At 67.7% G+C, this 13,195-nt stretch carries 14 protein-coding genes; 4 read left to right on the top strand and 10 right to left on the bottom strand.

From position 1 onward, the window contains the following. Positions 1 to 2 precede the first annotated feature (2 nt). The 4 genes from NUU27_RS11100 to NUU27_RS11085 form a co-directional block, all read right to left on the bottom strand. Positions 3 to 590, bottom strand: coding sequence for a histidine phosphatase family protein (locus tag NUU27_RS11100; RefSeq protein ID WP_257762165.1), 588 nt, complete (start codon positions 588 to 590; stop codon positions 3 to 5). Positions 591 to 603: 13 nt separating this feature from the next. Beyond that, positions 604 to 1,422, bottom strand: a complete 819-nt coding sequence (fabI, locus tag NUU27_RS11095) for an enoyl-ACP reductase FabI (protein WP_257762164.1) — start codon at positions 1,420 to 1,422, stop codon at positions 604 to 606. 156 nt (positions 1,423 to 1,578) lie between these two features. Continuing rightward, a complete protein-coding gene (locus NUU27_RS11090; protein ID WP_257762163.1) occupies positions 1,579 to 2,517 on the bottom strand; it encodes a DnaJ C-terminal domain-containing protein in 939 nt (312 codons plus the stop codon). Between the two features lie 112 nt (positions 2,518 to 2,629). After that, positions 2,630 to 2,944 carry an RT0821/Lpp0805 family surface protein gene (locus tag NUU27_RS11085; RefSeq protein WP_257762162.1) on the bottom strand — a complete coding sequence of 105 codons (315 nt, stop codon included), beginning with the start codon at positions 2,942 to 2,944 and terminating at the stop codon, positions 2,630 to 2,632. 171 nt (positions 2,945 to 3,115) lie between these two features. Here NUU27_RS11085 and pdxH point away from each other — a divergent pair, with 171 nt between their 5' ends. Further along, positions 3,116 to 3,733, top strand: coding sequence for a pyridoxamine 5'-phosphate oxidase (gene pdxH / locus NUU27_RS11080; protein WP_257762161.1), 618 nt, complete (start codon positions 3,116 to 3,118; stop codon positions 3,731 to 3,733). A 32-nt stretch (positions 3,734 to 3,765) separates the two neighbouring features. On the opposite strand, the gene NUU27_RS11075 is transcribed toward pdxH, so the two are convergent. Beyond that, positions 3,766 to 4,512 carry a crotonase/enoyl-CoA hydratase family protein gene (locus NUU27_RS11075; RefSeq protein WP_257762160.1) on the bottom strand — a complete coding sequence of 249 codons (747 nt, stop codon included), beginning with the start codon at positions 4,510 to 4,512 and terminating at the stop codon, positions 3,766 to 3,768. A 24-nt stretch (positions 4,513 to 4,536) separates the two neighbouring features. Continuing rightward, on the bottom strand, positions 4,537 to 6,306 hold the full coding sequence (locus tag NUU27_RS11070) for an acyl-CoA dehydrogenase (RefSeq protein ID WP_257762159.1): 1,770 nt from the start codon (positions 6,304 to 6,306) through the stop codon (positions 4,537 to 4,539). A gap of 330 nt (positions 6,307 to 6,636) precedes the next feature. Here NUU27_RS11070 and NUU27_RS11065 point away from each other — a divergent pair, with 330 nt between their 5' ends. After that, on the top strand, positions 6,637 to 6,876 hold the full coding sequence (locus tag NUU27_RS11065) for a hypothetical protein (RefSeq protein WP_257762158.1): 240 nt from the start codon (positions 6,637 to 6,639) through the stop codon (positions 6,874 to 6,876). 20 nt (positions 6,877 to 6,896) lie between these two features. On the opposite strand, the gene purD is transcribed toward NUU27_RS11065, so the two are convergent. Then, positions 6,897 to 8,171, bottom strand: coding sequence for a phosphoribosylamine--glycine ligase (gene purD, locus NUU27_RS11060; RefSeq protein ID WP_257762157.1), 1,275 nt, complete (start codon positions 8,169 to 8,171; stop codon positions 6,897 to 6,899). Positions 8,172 to 8,406: 235 nt separating this feature from the next. Here purD and ubiA point away from each other — a divergent pair, with 235 nt between their 5' ends. Beyond that, positions 8,407 to 9,390, top strand: coding sequence for a 4-hydroxybenzoate octaprenyltransferase (gene ubiA / locus NUU27_RS11055; RefSeq protein WP_257762156.1), 984 nt, complete (start codon positions 8,407 to 8,409; stop codon positions 9,388 to 9,390). 69 nt (positions 9,391 to 9,459) lie between these two features. Here the strand turns inward: ubiA and NUU27_RS11050 are convergent, their stop codons facing one another. The 3 genes from NUU27_RS11050 to NUU27_RS11040 form a co-directional block, all read right to left on the bottom strand. Continuing rightward, positions 9,460 to 10,023 (bottom strand): DUF6101 family protein, encoded by a 564-nt coding sequence (locus NUU27_RS11050; protein ID WP_257762155.1) that lies wholly within the window; start codon positions 10,021 to 10,023, stop codon positions 9,460 to 9,462. Positions 10,024 to 10,248: 225 nt separating this feature from the next. Continuing rightward, the gene (locus tag NUU27_RS11045) at positions 10,249 to 11,664 is read right to left on the bottom strand and encodes an FAD-binding oxidoreductase (protein WP_257762154.1); all 1,416 of its coding nucleotides are present in this window, start codon (positions 11,662 to 11,664) and stop codon (positions 10,249 to 10,251) included. Positions 11,665 to 11,685: 21 nt separating this feature from the next. Continuing rightward, positions 11,686 to 12,642, bottom strand: coding sequence for an L-threonylcarbamoyladenylate synthase (locus NUU27_RS11040; protein WP_257762153.1), 957 nt, complete (start codon positions 12,640 to 12,642; stop codon positions 11,686 to 11,688). 220 nt (positions 12,643 to 12,862) lie between these two features. Here NUU27_RS11040 and NUU27_RS11035 point away from each other — a divergent pair. After that, a partial coding sequence (locus tag NUU27_RS11035; RefSeq protein ID WP_374566456.1) for a hypothetical protein occupies positions 12,863 to 13,195 on the top strand: 333 nt, incomplete at its 3' end.

Below are 13,195 nucleotides of genomic sequence, written 5' to 3'. Positions count from 1 at the left end.
GCTCAGAGCCACTCCGCCTTACCATGCCGAAAGCGCAGGACTTTGTCCTGCGGAATACTGAGGCTCGCCGCCTCGTCGGCTGAAAGCTGCCCCACCTGAAACAGAAACGAGCGGATCACCCCGCCATGGGTGACGCACACCGTCGGCCGGCTCGCCCCTTCGAACCACGGCTTCACCCGCGCCGCCAGCATCTCATAGCTTTCCGCCTGCGCTCCGGGCGGCACGAAGCGCCACTTGTTGCGCGACCGCGCCTGCGTGCAGCCGGGATTTGCCGCTTCCAGCTCGGCATAGGTGAACCCCTGCCAGTCGCCGAAATGCAGCTCCATCAGCCTGTCGTCAGTGCGGTAGCCCTGGCGCGGCAGGCCCATGCCGGCGCGCACGCGCTCCATGGTCTCGCGCGTGCGCCTGAGCGGGCTCGCCACGAAATCGAACACCGCGGCGTCGGCGATGAGTTCGGCCATGCGCCTGCCGTTGGCGTCGGCCTGCCGGCGGCCGACGGCATTGATATCGGTGTCGGCCTGCCCCTGCAGCCGCTCCTCGACATTCCAGTCGGTCTGGCCGTGACGGACGATGTAGAGCAGTGGAAGCAAGATGCGGCCGTGTCTATTCCGTCACCACGGAGATATCCGGCGCGTCGACGGCCTTCATGCCGACAACGTGATAGCCCGAATCCACATGCAGCACCTCGCCCGTCACGCCACGCGACAGATGCGACAGGAGATAGAGGGCCGAATCGCCCACCTCGTCGGTGGTCACCACCCGCTTCAGCGGCGAGTTGTATTCGTTCCAGCGCAGGATGTAGCGGAAATCGCCGATGCCGGAGGCGGCAAGCGTCTTGATCGGGCCGGCCGAGATCGCGTTGACGCGGATGTTGTTGCCGCCGAGGTCGACCGCCAGGTAGCGCACGCTCGCTTCGAGCGCCGCCTTGGCGACGCCCATCACATTGTAGTGCGGCATCACCTTTTCGGCGCCGTAATAGGTCAGCGTCAGGATCGACCCGCCATCCGTCATCAGCGGCTCGGCGCGCTTGGCGACGGCCGTCAGCGAATAGACGGAAATGTCCATGCTGCGCAGGAAGTTGTCGCGGCTCGTCTCGACATAGCGGCCGGTCAGCTCGTCCTTGTCGGAAAAGGCAACGGCATGGACGACGAAGTCCAGCCGGCCCCAGGCCTTGCGGACGGTCTCGAACACCGCGTCGACACTGTCCATGTCGGTCACGTCGCAATGACCGGCGACCATCGCGCCGAGTTCCTCGGCCAGCGGCTCGACACGCTTCTTCAGCGCATCGCCCTGATAGGTCAACGCCAGTTCCGCGCCCTGTGTGGCGCAGGCCTTGGCGATCCCCCAGGCGATCGAGCGGTTGTTGGCGACCCCCAGGATGAGCCCGCGCTTTCCGGCCATCAGGCCATTGCCATTTGCCATGGAACGGTTCTCCGCATTCTGTTGCCGAAGCGTCCCGCTCTCACCCGAAGGCGCGGCGCTTCATCACTCCATCTTCTCGCATCGGCGCAAGGGAGCGATTCCCCTGCCGCGCGATGCTACAAGCCGGCAGCCCTATCGCACAGCCCAACGGCGGCATCAAGCAGATTGGCGGAACAATGCCTCGAGCGCTGGATCTCCCCCCTCCGGCAACATGATCTGCACGTGGGCGTAGAGATCGCCATGCCCCTCGACCTTGTGCGGCAGGCCGCGGCCCTTGACGCGCAGCGTCCGGCCGGAGCTCGACCATGCCGGAACGGTGACCGCGAGGCGGCCGGTGGGCGTCTCGACGGGAACCTTCGCGCCGAGCACCGCGTCGCGGAGGCTGACCGGCAGGTCGACATGCAGGTCGCGCCCCTCGACCCGGTAGCGCGAATGCCTGCGGAAGCGCAGCGTGACGAGGGCGTCGCCGCGCTCGCCGAAGACCGTCTCCTCGCCCTGCCCCTTCAGGCGGATCACCTGGCCGTCTTCCACGTAATGCGGCAGCTTGACGGCGATGCGCCGTCCACCGGGAAAGATCGCCGTCACCTTGGCGGCCTTCGCCACGTCCTCGATGTCGACGTCGAGCGTTGCGTTGAGGTCGCCCATGCCGCTCGGGCGCTGGCCCGCGCCGGCCGTCTGGCGCTTGCTGCCGGTGCCGGCCTGCGAGAAGGCATGGCCGAAGATCTCGCTGAAGATGTCGGCACCGCCAAAGCCCGCGCCATCGGGACCGCCGGTGCGGAACTCGAAACGCTGGGCGCCAGGCCCTGCCCGGCCTGCGCGGCGGAAGCCGGCGAACGGATCGCCGCCCGCACCTTCGAAGCCCTGGAAGCGCGGCTTGCCCTCGGCGTCGATCTCGCCGCGGTCGAAGGCGGCACGCTTCTTCTCGTCGCCCAGGATCTCGTAGGCCTGGCCGATCTCGCTGAACCGCTCCTTGGCCTTCGGGTCGTCCGGCTTCTGGTCCGGATGATATTTCTTCGCCAGCTTGCGGTAGGCCGATTTGATGTCCTTGGTCGAGGCGCTCTTGGCCACGCCCAGTATGTCGTAAGGGTCACGCATATGCTGCTCTATCGCTGATCGTTCCGCACTATAGGGCAAAACGTTCGTGAAATCGGGATGTCGTTCATAATATGCGGTCGGCTAGGAAGAAATTCCAGACCGCCCGCTGCGTTCAGCCCTCGGAGCGCTCGAAGGATTGCAGCCGCCAGCCTGTGCGCTCGTCCAGGCAGGCCGAGCCGCGGTAAAGCGCCACGCCGTCGAAGCTTTCGCGCGTCGTCACGAAGCTGCGACAGGGCCCGTCGCTCTCGTCCGAGATCCAGGTCACAGTGCCGCGCGACTCGCCATCCGGGGCTTCCCAGCCGAAGGGTGTCTGCGCTCCGGCAGCCAGCGCCGCCAGCACGGCGTGCCCTTCCCGGGCCGTCTGCGCGGCCCCTTCCTCGTCGGGCACCGGGATCCCTCCGGTGACCGCGGTGTAGTCTGGCTGCATCCCGCGAGGGTCGAGCGCGGAGACGCTGCAGCCGGCCAGAAGAAGCCCCGCGAACAGCCCTGCCACAAGGCAAAACCCGCGCAGACCCAAAGCACTCCTGCAAACTGGTGCTTGCTTTGCCCCCGGCAATCGGCATTCTCCCCACGGAACTCACGAATTCAGGCATCCATGATGATTGACGAGACGTTAAAATCCGGTGACTTCACCGAACGCGACGAGCCCTACCGGCTGTTCGCCGAATGGCTGGACGATGCCGGGCAGTCGGAGCCGAACGATCCCAACGCCGTGGCGCTCGCGACGGTCGACGAGGACGGCATGCCCAATGTTCGCATGGTGCTTCTCAAGGGGTTCGACGAGCGCGGCTTCGTCTTCTACACGAATTTCGAGAGCACCAAGGGGCGCGAGATCCTGTCGTCGAAGAAGGCGGCGATGTGCTTTCATTGGAAGAGCCTGCGCCGCCAGGTGCGCGTGCGCGGGCCGGTGGAGGAGGTGAGCGCCGAGGAGGCCGACGCCTATTACGCCTCACGCCCGCGCGGCAGCCGCATCGGGGCCTGGGCCTCAAAGCAGTCGCGGCCGCTGGAAAGCCGCTTCGCCCTGGAAAAGGCGGTTGCCGAGTACACCGCCCGATATGCCGTCGGCACGATACCGCGGCCGGCCTACTGGTCCGGCTTCCGCATCGTGCCGCAGACCATCGAGTTCTGGCACGACCGCCCCTTCCGCCTGCACGACCGGGTGGTCTTCAGCCGCGACGACAAGGGTGCCTGGCAGACGAGGCGGCTCTATCCGTAAGAAGGTGCGTGCAAGGGCATCGCCCCTGCACGCTATTTCCTGCTCATGAAGGCCATGAAGGCGGCGCGCGCCTCTTCGGATCGGAGCCGTGCGCGGAAATGCCCGGCCTCCTCGTGGATGCGTGCGACCACCGCCTCGCGCGGGCCACGGATCAGATCGCGGGCGATCTTCAGCGCCTCGGGCGGCTTGGCGGCAAGCGTCTCGGCCGTCCTGAACACCGCGTCGTCCAGCGCCTCCGGCTCGACCACGGCGTGAACGAGCCCGGCCGCCTTGGCTTCCTGTGCCGGCAGCCCCTCGCCCAACGCCAGCAGCGCGAAGGCGCGCTGATGCCCGAGCGCGAGCGGCGCGAGCAGGCTGGAGCCTGCCTCCGGCACCAGGCCGAGATCGACGAAGGGCGTCGAAAACACGGTGCGCGGCGTCGCCAGCGTCAGGTCGCAATGCAGATGGATGGTGGTGCCGATGCCGACCGCGATCCCGTCGACCCCGGACACCAGCGGCTTGGCGGACCCGGCCAGGGCCAGCAGGAAATCATAGACCTCCGTGCCGCCTTCACCGCCCGTGGCGACCGCCAGGAAATCAGCAAGATCGTTGCCCGCCGAAAAGGCGCCCGGCTGGCCGAGGATCACCTGGCAGCGCACGCCGTCGTTGGCATCGCCCGCCTTCAGCGCCGCCGCCATCGTGGCGTACATCGCCCGCGTGATGGCATTCTTCTTTTCCGGCCGGTTGAGCCGGATCACCTGCAGCGCGTCACGCCGTTCGACAGCGACATGTTCGCTCATCGCTCGTCCCCTTCCCTTTGGATCTCAGGCGCCGAGGAGGCTTGCCGCAGCAGCCTCCAGGCTGCCCGCGCCGTCCACCACGCGCTGTTTCAGCGCCGCCGTCTCGCCAAGCAGGTTTTCCGCCATGAAACGCACCAATGCCGCGTGGCCCGGGTTGGCGTTGGCGGCCACCGCGCGGGCGTTGAAGGCCACGCCGACGGTCAGCGCGAAGAGGCGCAGATACGGCGTCGCACCGGCGAGCGCCGTCGCCATGTGGCCGGTCTTCATCGCCTCCATCAGGAAAGCCGTCGCCTCCTCCAGGTCGTCGAGCGCCGCGGCCAGCCGCTTGCCCGTCGCGCCAAGGCCGTCGGCACGCGCTGCCGCCTTCTGGTCCTCGCGCAGCCCGGCCAGCAGACGCGCGATCGCCTCGCCGCCGTCGAGCGGCAGCTTGCGCGTCACCAGATCGATCGCCTGGATGCCGTTGGTGCCCTCGTAGATCGGTGCGATGCGCGCATCGCGATAGAGGACGGCCGCTCCCGTCTCCTCGATATAGCCCATGCCGCCATGCACCTGCACGCCGAGCGAGGCCACCTCGACCCCGGCATCGGTGGAAAACGCCTTCGCCATCGGCGTCAGGATATCGGCGCGCGCCTGCCAGGCCTTCGCTTCCTCGCCGTCGGCCAGCCGGGCCATGTCGAGTGCGTGCGCGCAGCAATAGGTGATGGCGCGGGCCATCTGGGTCTGCGCCTTCATCGTCAGGAGCGATCGCTTGACGTCCTGATGCTCGACGATCGGGCTCATGCCCTCGCCGGTCCAGCCGGGCGCGCGACCCTGGCGGCGCTCGGCCGCATAGGCGATCGCCTTCTGCGTCGCCGCCTCGGCGATGCCGACCCCCTGCATGCCGACGGCGAGCCGCGCGTTGTTCATCATGGTGAACATGCAGGCAAGGCCCCGATTCTCCTCGCCGATCAGCCAGCCGATGGCGCCCGGCGCATCGCCGAACCGGCCGTCGCCATAGATCATCGTGCAGGTCGGCGAAGCGTGGATGCCGAGCTTGTGCTCCATCGAAGCACAGAAAACATCGTTGCGGGCACCAGGCGTCCCGTCCTTGCCGACCAGGAATTTCGGCACCAGGAACAGCGAGATGCCCTTCGTTCCCGCCGGCGCGTCGGGCAGCCGGGCAAGCACCAGATGCACGATGTTGTCGGTGAAATCGTGCTCGCCATAGGTGATGAAGATCTTCTGGCCGAAGATGCGGTAGGTGCCGTCGCCGGCAGGCTCGGCGCGTGCCCTCAGGGCGTTGAGATCGGAGCCCGCCTGCGGCTCGGTCAGGTTCATCGTCCCCATCCATTCGCCGGAGACGAGCTTTTCGAGATATGTCTGCTGCAGTTCGGGCGTCGCGTGCCGGTGCAGCGCCTCGATGGCGCCGATGGTCAGCGTCGGGCCTATGGCGAAGGCCATCGAGCCCGAATTCCACATCTCGATGGCCGCCACGGCGAGCAGCGTCGGCAGGCCCTGGCCGCCATACTCTTCGGGGGCCGACAGCCCGTTCCAGCCGCCCTCGCACCAGCGCCGGTAGAGATCGGCCCAGCCGGGCGGCGTCGTCACCTGACCGTCCTTCAGCACCGCTCCGGTCTCGTCGCCGATCCTGGCCAGCGGCGCGATCTCCTCGGCCGCGAAACGTCCGGCCTCGGTCAGGATCGCATCCACAAGATCCTCCGAAAGATCGCCGAACCGGCCGGCTTCCAGATCGGCGGCAAAGCCCGTCACGTGCTTCAGGGTGAAGGCGATTTCGTCGACGGGCGCTCGATACATCTGCAATCCTCCTCAAGATCCGGGCCAGCCTGGACCATTTAGCCGCATTTATTCGCCGTCAGATGATCTCATCCGGCTGCAAAATGCTCCAGCGCTTCGGCTCGAAAATCGGAATCGATTTTCAGAAAGCACGATGCGGTTCGAACATGTGGGCGCCCTGTCCACCTCCGACGGGACACGCAACGCTGTGGCACAACGCCTGGGCGCCATCCTCACCCGCAATTGCTATTTTCTTTTTACGTAAACGTCAACGCTAGAACGCTTGCCGGCAAGCGACAGGCCCTGTAAGTCACGGCTCTTGGATAACCGCGGATACGAACAGGGCGCCCTATGCTCGCACGACCGGAAAGACATCGCTGCATCGAGTGCGGCAAGGCGTTCGGCTCGCCGGATTTCGCCTATCACGAGGGGATCATCGAGAACGGGCCGGCCTATTGGACGGACCGCGGCGTTCTGTGTTCTGCCGAATGCTCGCTCAGCCACCACCGCAAGCGGGTTGCCGAAGGCACCCTGCCCGACAAGCCGGCGCCCGATCCGTTCGAATCGGACTTTGCCTTCATGAGGGACTGAGCGCCTCGCGGCGCTGAAACTCAGCCCTCGCGCTGCACCGCCCGCCAGCCGATGTCGCGGCGGCAGAACCCTTCCGGCCAGTCGATCCGGTCGACCGCCGTATAGGCGCGGGCCTGCGCTTCCTTCACGCTGCCGCCGAGCGCCGTCACGTTGAGCACCCGCCCGCCATTGGCGACCAGCGCGCCGTCCTTAAGCGCCGTTCCGGCATGGAAGATCACCACGTCCTCGCCCTTCGCCGCCTCGTCGACGCCACGGATGACGCTGCCCCTCCGCGGGTTCGCCGGATAGCCTTCCGCCGCCAGCACCACGGTCAGCGCCGCCTCGTCGCGCCAGCGCGCCGACATGTGCGCAAGCTGCCCGTCGACGGCGGCGTTCATTAGCACCAAGAGGTCTTCCTTGAGCCGCGGCATCAGCACCTGGCATTCGGGATCGCCGAAGCGGACGTTGTACTCGATCAGCTTCGGCCCGTCGGCGGTCAGCATCAGCCCGGCATAGAGCACGCCGGTGAAGGGCAAGCCCATCTCGGCCATGCCCTTCAGCGTCGGCTCGACGATCTCCCGCATCGTGCGCTCGATCAGCGCGTCGGTCATCGCCGGGGCCGGCGAATAGGCGCCCATGCCGCCCGTGTTCGGCCCCGTGTCGCCTTCGCCCACGCGCTTGTGGTCCTGCGCCGTGCCGAAGGGAAGCGCCGTCTTGCCGTCGCACAGGCAGAAGAAGCTCGCCTCCTCGCCCTGCAGAAATTCCTCGACCACAACCGAGGCCCCGGCGGCGCCGAAACCGCCGTCGAAGCATTCTTCGACCGCATTCAGCGCATCGTCCACCGTCATCGCGACGGTGACGCCCTTGCCGGCCGCCAGCCCGTCCGCCTTGATGACGATCGGCGCGCCGTGCTCGCGCACATATTCGCGGGCCGCCAGCGCGTTGTCGAAGCGGCCATAGGCGGCTGTCGGAATGCCCTGCCGGTCGCACAATTCCTTGGTGAAGCTCTTCGACCCCTCGAGCTGCGCGGCCGCCGCACTCGGGCCGAACACACGAATGCCGGCCTGCGAGAGCACGTCGGCAAGGCCCGCCACCAACGGCGCCTCCGGCCCGACCACCACAAGATCGATCGCCTCCTTGCGGCAGAAGGCAGCCACGGCAGCGTGGTCGGCAATGTCGATCGCCACGCACTCGGCCTCGCCGGCGATGCCCGGATTGCCGGGCGCGGCGTAGAGCTTCGTCAGCACCGGAGAGGCAGCCAGTTTCCAGGCCAGCGCATGCTCGCGGCCACCGGACCCGATGAGAAGAACCTTCATGCTGTCGATCCCCATTGGTTCAATATCGCTTCCGGCTATGGCCGAACGCCCGTCAGGTCAAGGGATCACCGACAAGTTCCCCAGGCTGCGCCGCCGGCGATCGTCGCATTTCCGGCCGCCGCGCGCGATCTTTCCTCAGCCCCGTCCGCAGCATCGATCCCGGCCGAAGCGCTTGACGTGGGCGGCGGGCCTTGCCACTCCGTGCTAAGATCATGTCGAACAGGAAAGGCGCATCATGGAACAGATCCAGTCCAGGCAGGGCCAAGGCCGTGTTTCCGATGCTCCGTCGGGACATTGGGTCTATCGCGTCCTGCCGCGCGCGGTCTGGCCCTATGCGCAGCTCGCGCGCTGGGACCGGCCGATCGGCTGGCAGTTGCTCCTGTGGCCCTGCTGGTGGTCGACGGCGCTGGCCGCCGGCGCCTTTGCCAAGCCGGGGGCTTCTCTTCTCCAGGTCGCACCTTCGCCCTGGCATCTCGCCCTGTTCCTGGTCGGCGCCATCGCCATGCGCGGCGCGGGCTGCACCTACAACGACATCGTCGACGAGAAGATCGACAACGAGGTGGAGCGCACCCGCTCGCGGCCGCTGCCCTCCGGGCAGGTGTCGCGCGGCCAGGCCTGGGCGTTTCTCGTCGCCCAGGCGCTTGCCGGACTCCTGGTGCTCATCCAGTTCAATGCCTTCGCCATCGCCCTCGGCCTCGCCTCGCTGGCGGTCGTCGCGGTCTATCCCTTCGCCAAGCGCTTCACCGACTGGCCGCAATTCTTCCTCGGCCTCGCCTTCTCCTGGGGCGCGCTGATGGGCTGGGCGGCCACCTTCGAGAGCCTGACGCTGGCGCCGCTGCTGCTCTATTTCGGATCGATCCTGTGGGTGATCGGCTACGACACGATCTACGCCCATCAGGACAAGGAGGACGATGCGATCGTCGGCGTGCGCTCCACCGCCCGCCTGTTCGGCGCCCGGACGAAGCAATGGCTGATCGTGCTCTACGGCGGCGCCCTGCTGTTCTTCGCCGTCGCTTTCGCCCTGGCCGAGGTGCCGATGCCGGCCCTTGCCGGCCTCGTCGCCGCCGGCGCGCATATGGCGCGCCAGATCCGCGTCCTCGACATCGACGACGCGGATCAGTGCCTGGCGCTCTTCAAGTCCAACAACATGGTGGGCTGGCTGATCTTCCTCGGCCTTGTCGGCGGCAGCGTGTGGGCGGTGATCAGCCCCAGTTTCTGAACATTGCCTCTTCGCGGGGCCTGTTCTTGCGCCTTTGTGCGGATGTCAGATGTTCTGACTGCAAATGCGCTATTCGCGAGCGATGATCTCCTCGCCCGCCACGACCACGCGCACGCCGAGGCTGCCGCATTTGCGGCGGGCCAGGAAGCGCGGCCGGCGGGCGCGCACGGCGCGGCCCTGGCGGCGGTCCTTGGGCGCCGCCGCCCTCACCTCGCCGATCGCTTCCTCGAGCGGATAGGCAAGGCCGTCGGCCTCGATCATCAGCATCGGCAGATGGTAGGCTTCCGACCAGGCGCGCCAGTCGGCGGCCACATCGTCGAGATCGCCGGCCACCAGCAGCGGCACGCACAGCATCGGGTCGATGTGGTGCAGTTCCAGCGTCACCGTCACGTCGCCGAATTCGTCCTCGATGGCGCGCGCGGCGATGCCGCGAAAGGCGCGTGGCGGCAGGGCGAAGGTCACCGGCAGCCCGCTGCGGCTCAGGATACGCTTCATGCGCACGCCGCGCGGATCGATGGTGAAGGACACCTCGCCGAAATCGTCCTGTGCCGCGTAGCTGACAGCCTGCGGGAGACGAAACGGGTCGAGCCGCATGGCGCGGCCCGCCCAGACTGGCTTAAGCCCACTGTTCATTGTTAGCCTTCCTGTCACTCCTGAGAGCCGGTTTTCCGGTCTCTCGCCGGGCCGTTTTCGGCCTCGTTATGGAGGTCACCCTAGCGTGGGCTCGTTACCGTCAGGCTTAGAAAGTCGGTTAAATTTTGCTGATCAGACAGATGGTTAGCGATTTCCACCCCGCGTAACCACCTGGCAAGGGGTATCACCGAAACGTAAATGCCGGCTAACGCCACGGCCCGCCGGCTAGATCACCTTCCCCGGGTTCATGATGCCGGTCGGATCCAAGGCGCTCTTGATCCTGCGCATCAGTTCGGTGGCGATGGCCGGCTGCGTGGCGATCAGTTCCTCGCGCTTCATGCGGCCGATGCCGTGCTCGGCCGAGAAGGAGCCGCCGAGTTCACGGACGATGGCGTGCACCGCATCGTTCATCGGCCGGTAGAGGGCGAGGTAGGACAGCTTGTCGGCGCCGACGGGCTGCGTGATGTTGTAGTGCAGATTGCCGTCGCCCATATGGCCGAAGCAGACCGGACGGCAGCCCGGAGCGACCTCCTGCGCCGCCGCGCCGGCACGGCGGATGAAGTCCGGTATCTTGGCCACGGGCACCGAGATGTCGTGCTTGATCGAGCCGCCTTCCGGGCGTTGCGCCTCCGACATCGATTCGCGCAGATGGCGGAAGGCCCCCGCCTGCGCCTCGTTCTGGGCGATGGCCGCATCCGCCACCAGAGCGGCCTCGAAGGCCGTCGTCAGCACCTCCTCCATCAGGGCCTTGGCGTCGTCGGCCGAACGGCCGGAGGAGATTTCCAGCATCACATACCAGGGATGCGCCTCGGACAGCGGATCGACGCTGCCGGGAATATGCGCCAGCGTGAAGGCCAGCGGCGTGCGCTCGATCAGCTCGAAGGCGGTCAGTCCGCTGCCTGCCTTGTCGTTCGCCATCTCGAAGAAGCCCAGCGCATCCTCGGGCGAGCCGAGCGCGGCCCAGGCGAGTTCCCGGCCCTTCGGCATCGGAAAGAGCTTGACCACCGCCGCCGTGATGACGCCGAGCGTGCCCTCGCCGCCGACGAACAGGTCCTTGAGGTCGTAGCCCGTATTGTCCTTCTTCAGCTTGCGCAGGTCATCGAACACCTCGCCCGTCGGCAGCACCACCTCGACGCCGAGGCAGAGGTCGCGCGCCGTGCCGTAGGCGAGCGCGCCGACGCCACCGGCATTGGACGACAGGTTGCCGCCGATCTGGCAGGAGCCTTGCGAGCCGAGCGACAGCGGGAACAGCCGGTCCTTCTCCGCCGCCGCCTCCTGCAGGGTCTGCAGCACCACGCCCGCCTCGACGGTGGCGGTGTTGGAGCCGACATCGATCTCGCGGATGCGGTTGAGGCGCGCCAGCGACAGCACGATCTCGCCGCCCGTCGCGTCCGGCATCTGGCCGCCGACGAGGCCGGTGCCGCCGCCCTGCGGCACGATCGGCGTGCCGGTCTGGCTCGCCAGCGCCATGATGCGGCTCACCTCCTCCACCGTGCCCGGCCGCAGCACCAGCGGCGTCACGCCGGCGAAAAGGCCGCGCGGCTCGGTCACATAGGGAGCGATCGCGTCGGGATCACGCAGCGCGTGGCGCTCCCCCACGATGGCGGCGAAACGGTCGAGCACGGCGGAATCGATGGTCATGGCAGGACTGGCCCTGGATGGTTACGTGTTGCGGGGGGCTGCGGCGCGCGCCAGGCGATCATTGATCGCCTCGCCCAGCCCTTCAAGGGGCACCGGCTCGGCGGCGATTGTGGCAGCGCCCGAACGGTCAAGCGCCAGGAGATGCGAGAACAGGTTGGCCGCCGCCTCGCGCAGATCGCCGCGCTCCGACAGGTTCCTGACGGCGAGCGCCCTGTCCGCCCCGGCGGCGCGATGCGGACCGAAGGCAAGCAGCGCCTCGCCCTCGCCTACGCTCTGCGCGTTGAGCCGCATCTGCGCTTCGGGCGCATAATGCGAAGCCATCATGCCGGGAGCCTCGATGGCCTTTGCACCGCGCGCCAGGCTCGTTCCCGCCACTCGCTCGATGTCGGCGGCCGCCACGCCGCCCGGACGCAGCAGCGTCAGGCGCCCTTCCTCCACCTTGAGGATGGTCGATTCGAGCCCCACCGGCGTCGGTCCGCCGTCGACGACAAGCGGGATGCGCGGGCCGAGATCGGCCATCACCGCCGCCGCGGTCGTCGCGCTGATGCGGCCCGAAGTGTTGGCGCTGGGCGCTGCCACGGGTCGCCCAAGGGCGGCGATCACACGGGCGCCGAACCCTCTCGGCCAGCGCAGCGCAATCGTGTCGAGGCCGGCGGTCACCAGCGGGTGGATGCCCGAATCGGCCCGATGCGGCAGCACCATGGTCAGCGGTCCCGGCCAGAAGGCGGCGGCGAGCTTGCGCGCCAGCGGGTCGAAGACCGCGATGCGCTCGGCCATGGCCAGGTCGGCCACATGGGCGATCAGCGGGTTGAAGCGAGGCCGGCCCTTGGCCTCGTAGATGCGCGCCACCGCCTCGCCATTGGTGGCGTCGGCGGCAAGCCCGTAGACGGTCTCGGTGGGGATCGCCACCACCGCCCCCGCGCCAAGCAGGTCGACGGCGCGCGGCAGCGCCTCGCTTTCCGGCAGGATTTCGGCCAAACGTCAGGTCCTTTCAACGTCCGGAAAACGCCTATCCCGCCATGCGCCGCAGGGCAAGTTCCCCGGCGACGAATTGCGGGAGGCGACAGCCCTCCCCGACCCCCGCAGGCGTTGCCGGGCCTGTTTTTGTCAGTTCCTTGCGTGTTTGTTAATTCCTTGCGCGCTATCGCTTCGGTCAGGAAACCGGCACATGACGGCCGGATCGGCAGGGAAACTGGAAATGCGTCGGCTCCATCATGCCTTGGCCATCGGCCTGTTCTCGACGGCGAGTGCCGCCGCCTCGTCGATCCTTGTCCTCGACCCGCCGTCCACGGGAGGTGATGACCCGTCGACGCGGACCGCGCTGACCGGCCACGCACCCTCGATGATAGCGGTCGGCGCGCCGCCACGGACGACGCCTGCGACCGACGACACCACGGCGGCCATCACAACGCAGGCGCCGCGCCGCGGAGCACGAACGCCGATGATCATTCGTGGCGCGCAGAGCGCCACCGCCCCGGTCAGCGCGCCGGCGCCGCAGCGCGCAGCGGAGCCCGGGGAAGGCAGTGGCGAG

The organism is Nitratireductor sp. ZSWI3 (assembly GCF_024655565.1).
In the GTDB taxonomy this organism is placed as follows: Bacteria; Pseudomonadota; Alphaproteobacteria; order Rhizobiales; family Rhizobiaceae; genus Nitratireductor.
The sequence above is the reverse complement of the archived record's forward strand: the minus strand, read 5'-3'. Positions and strand labels throughout refer to the sequence as shown.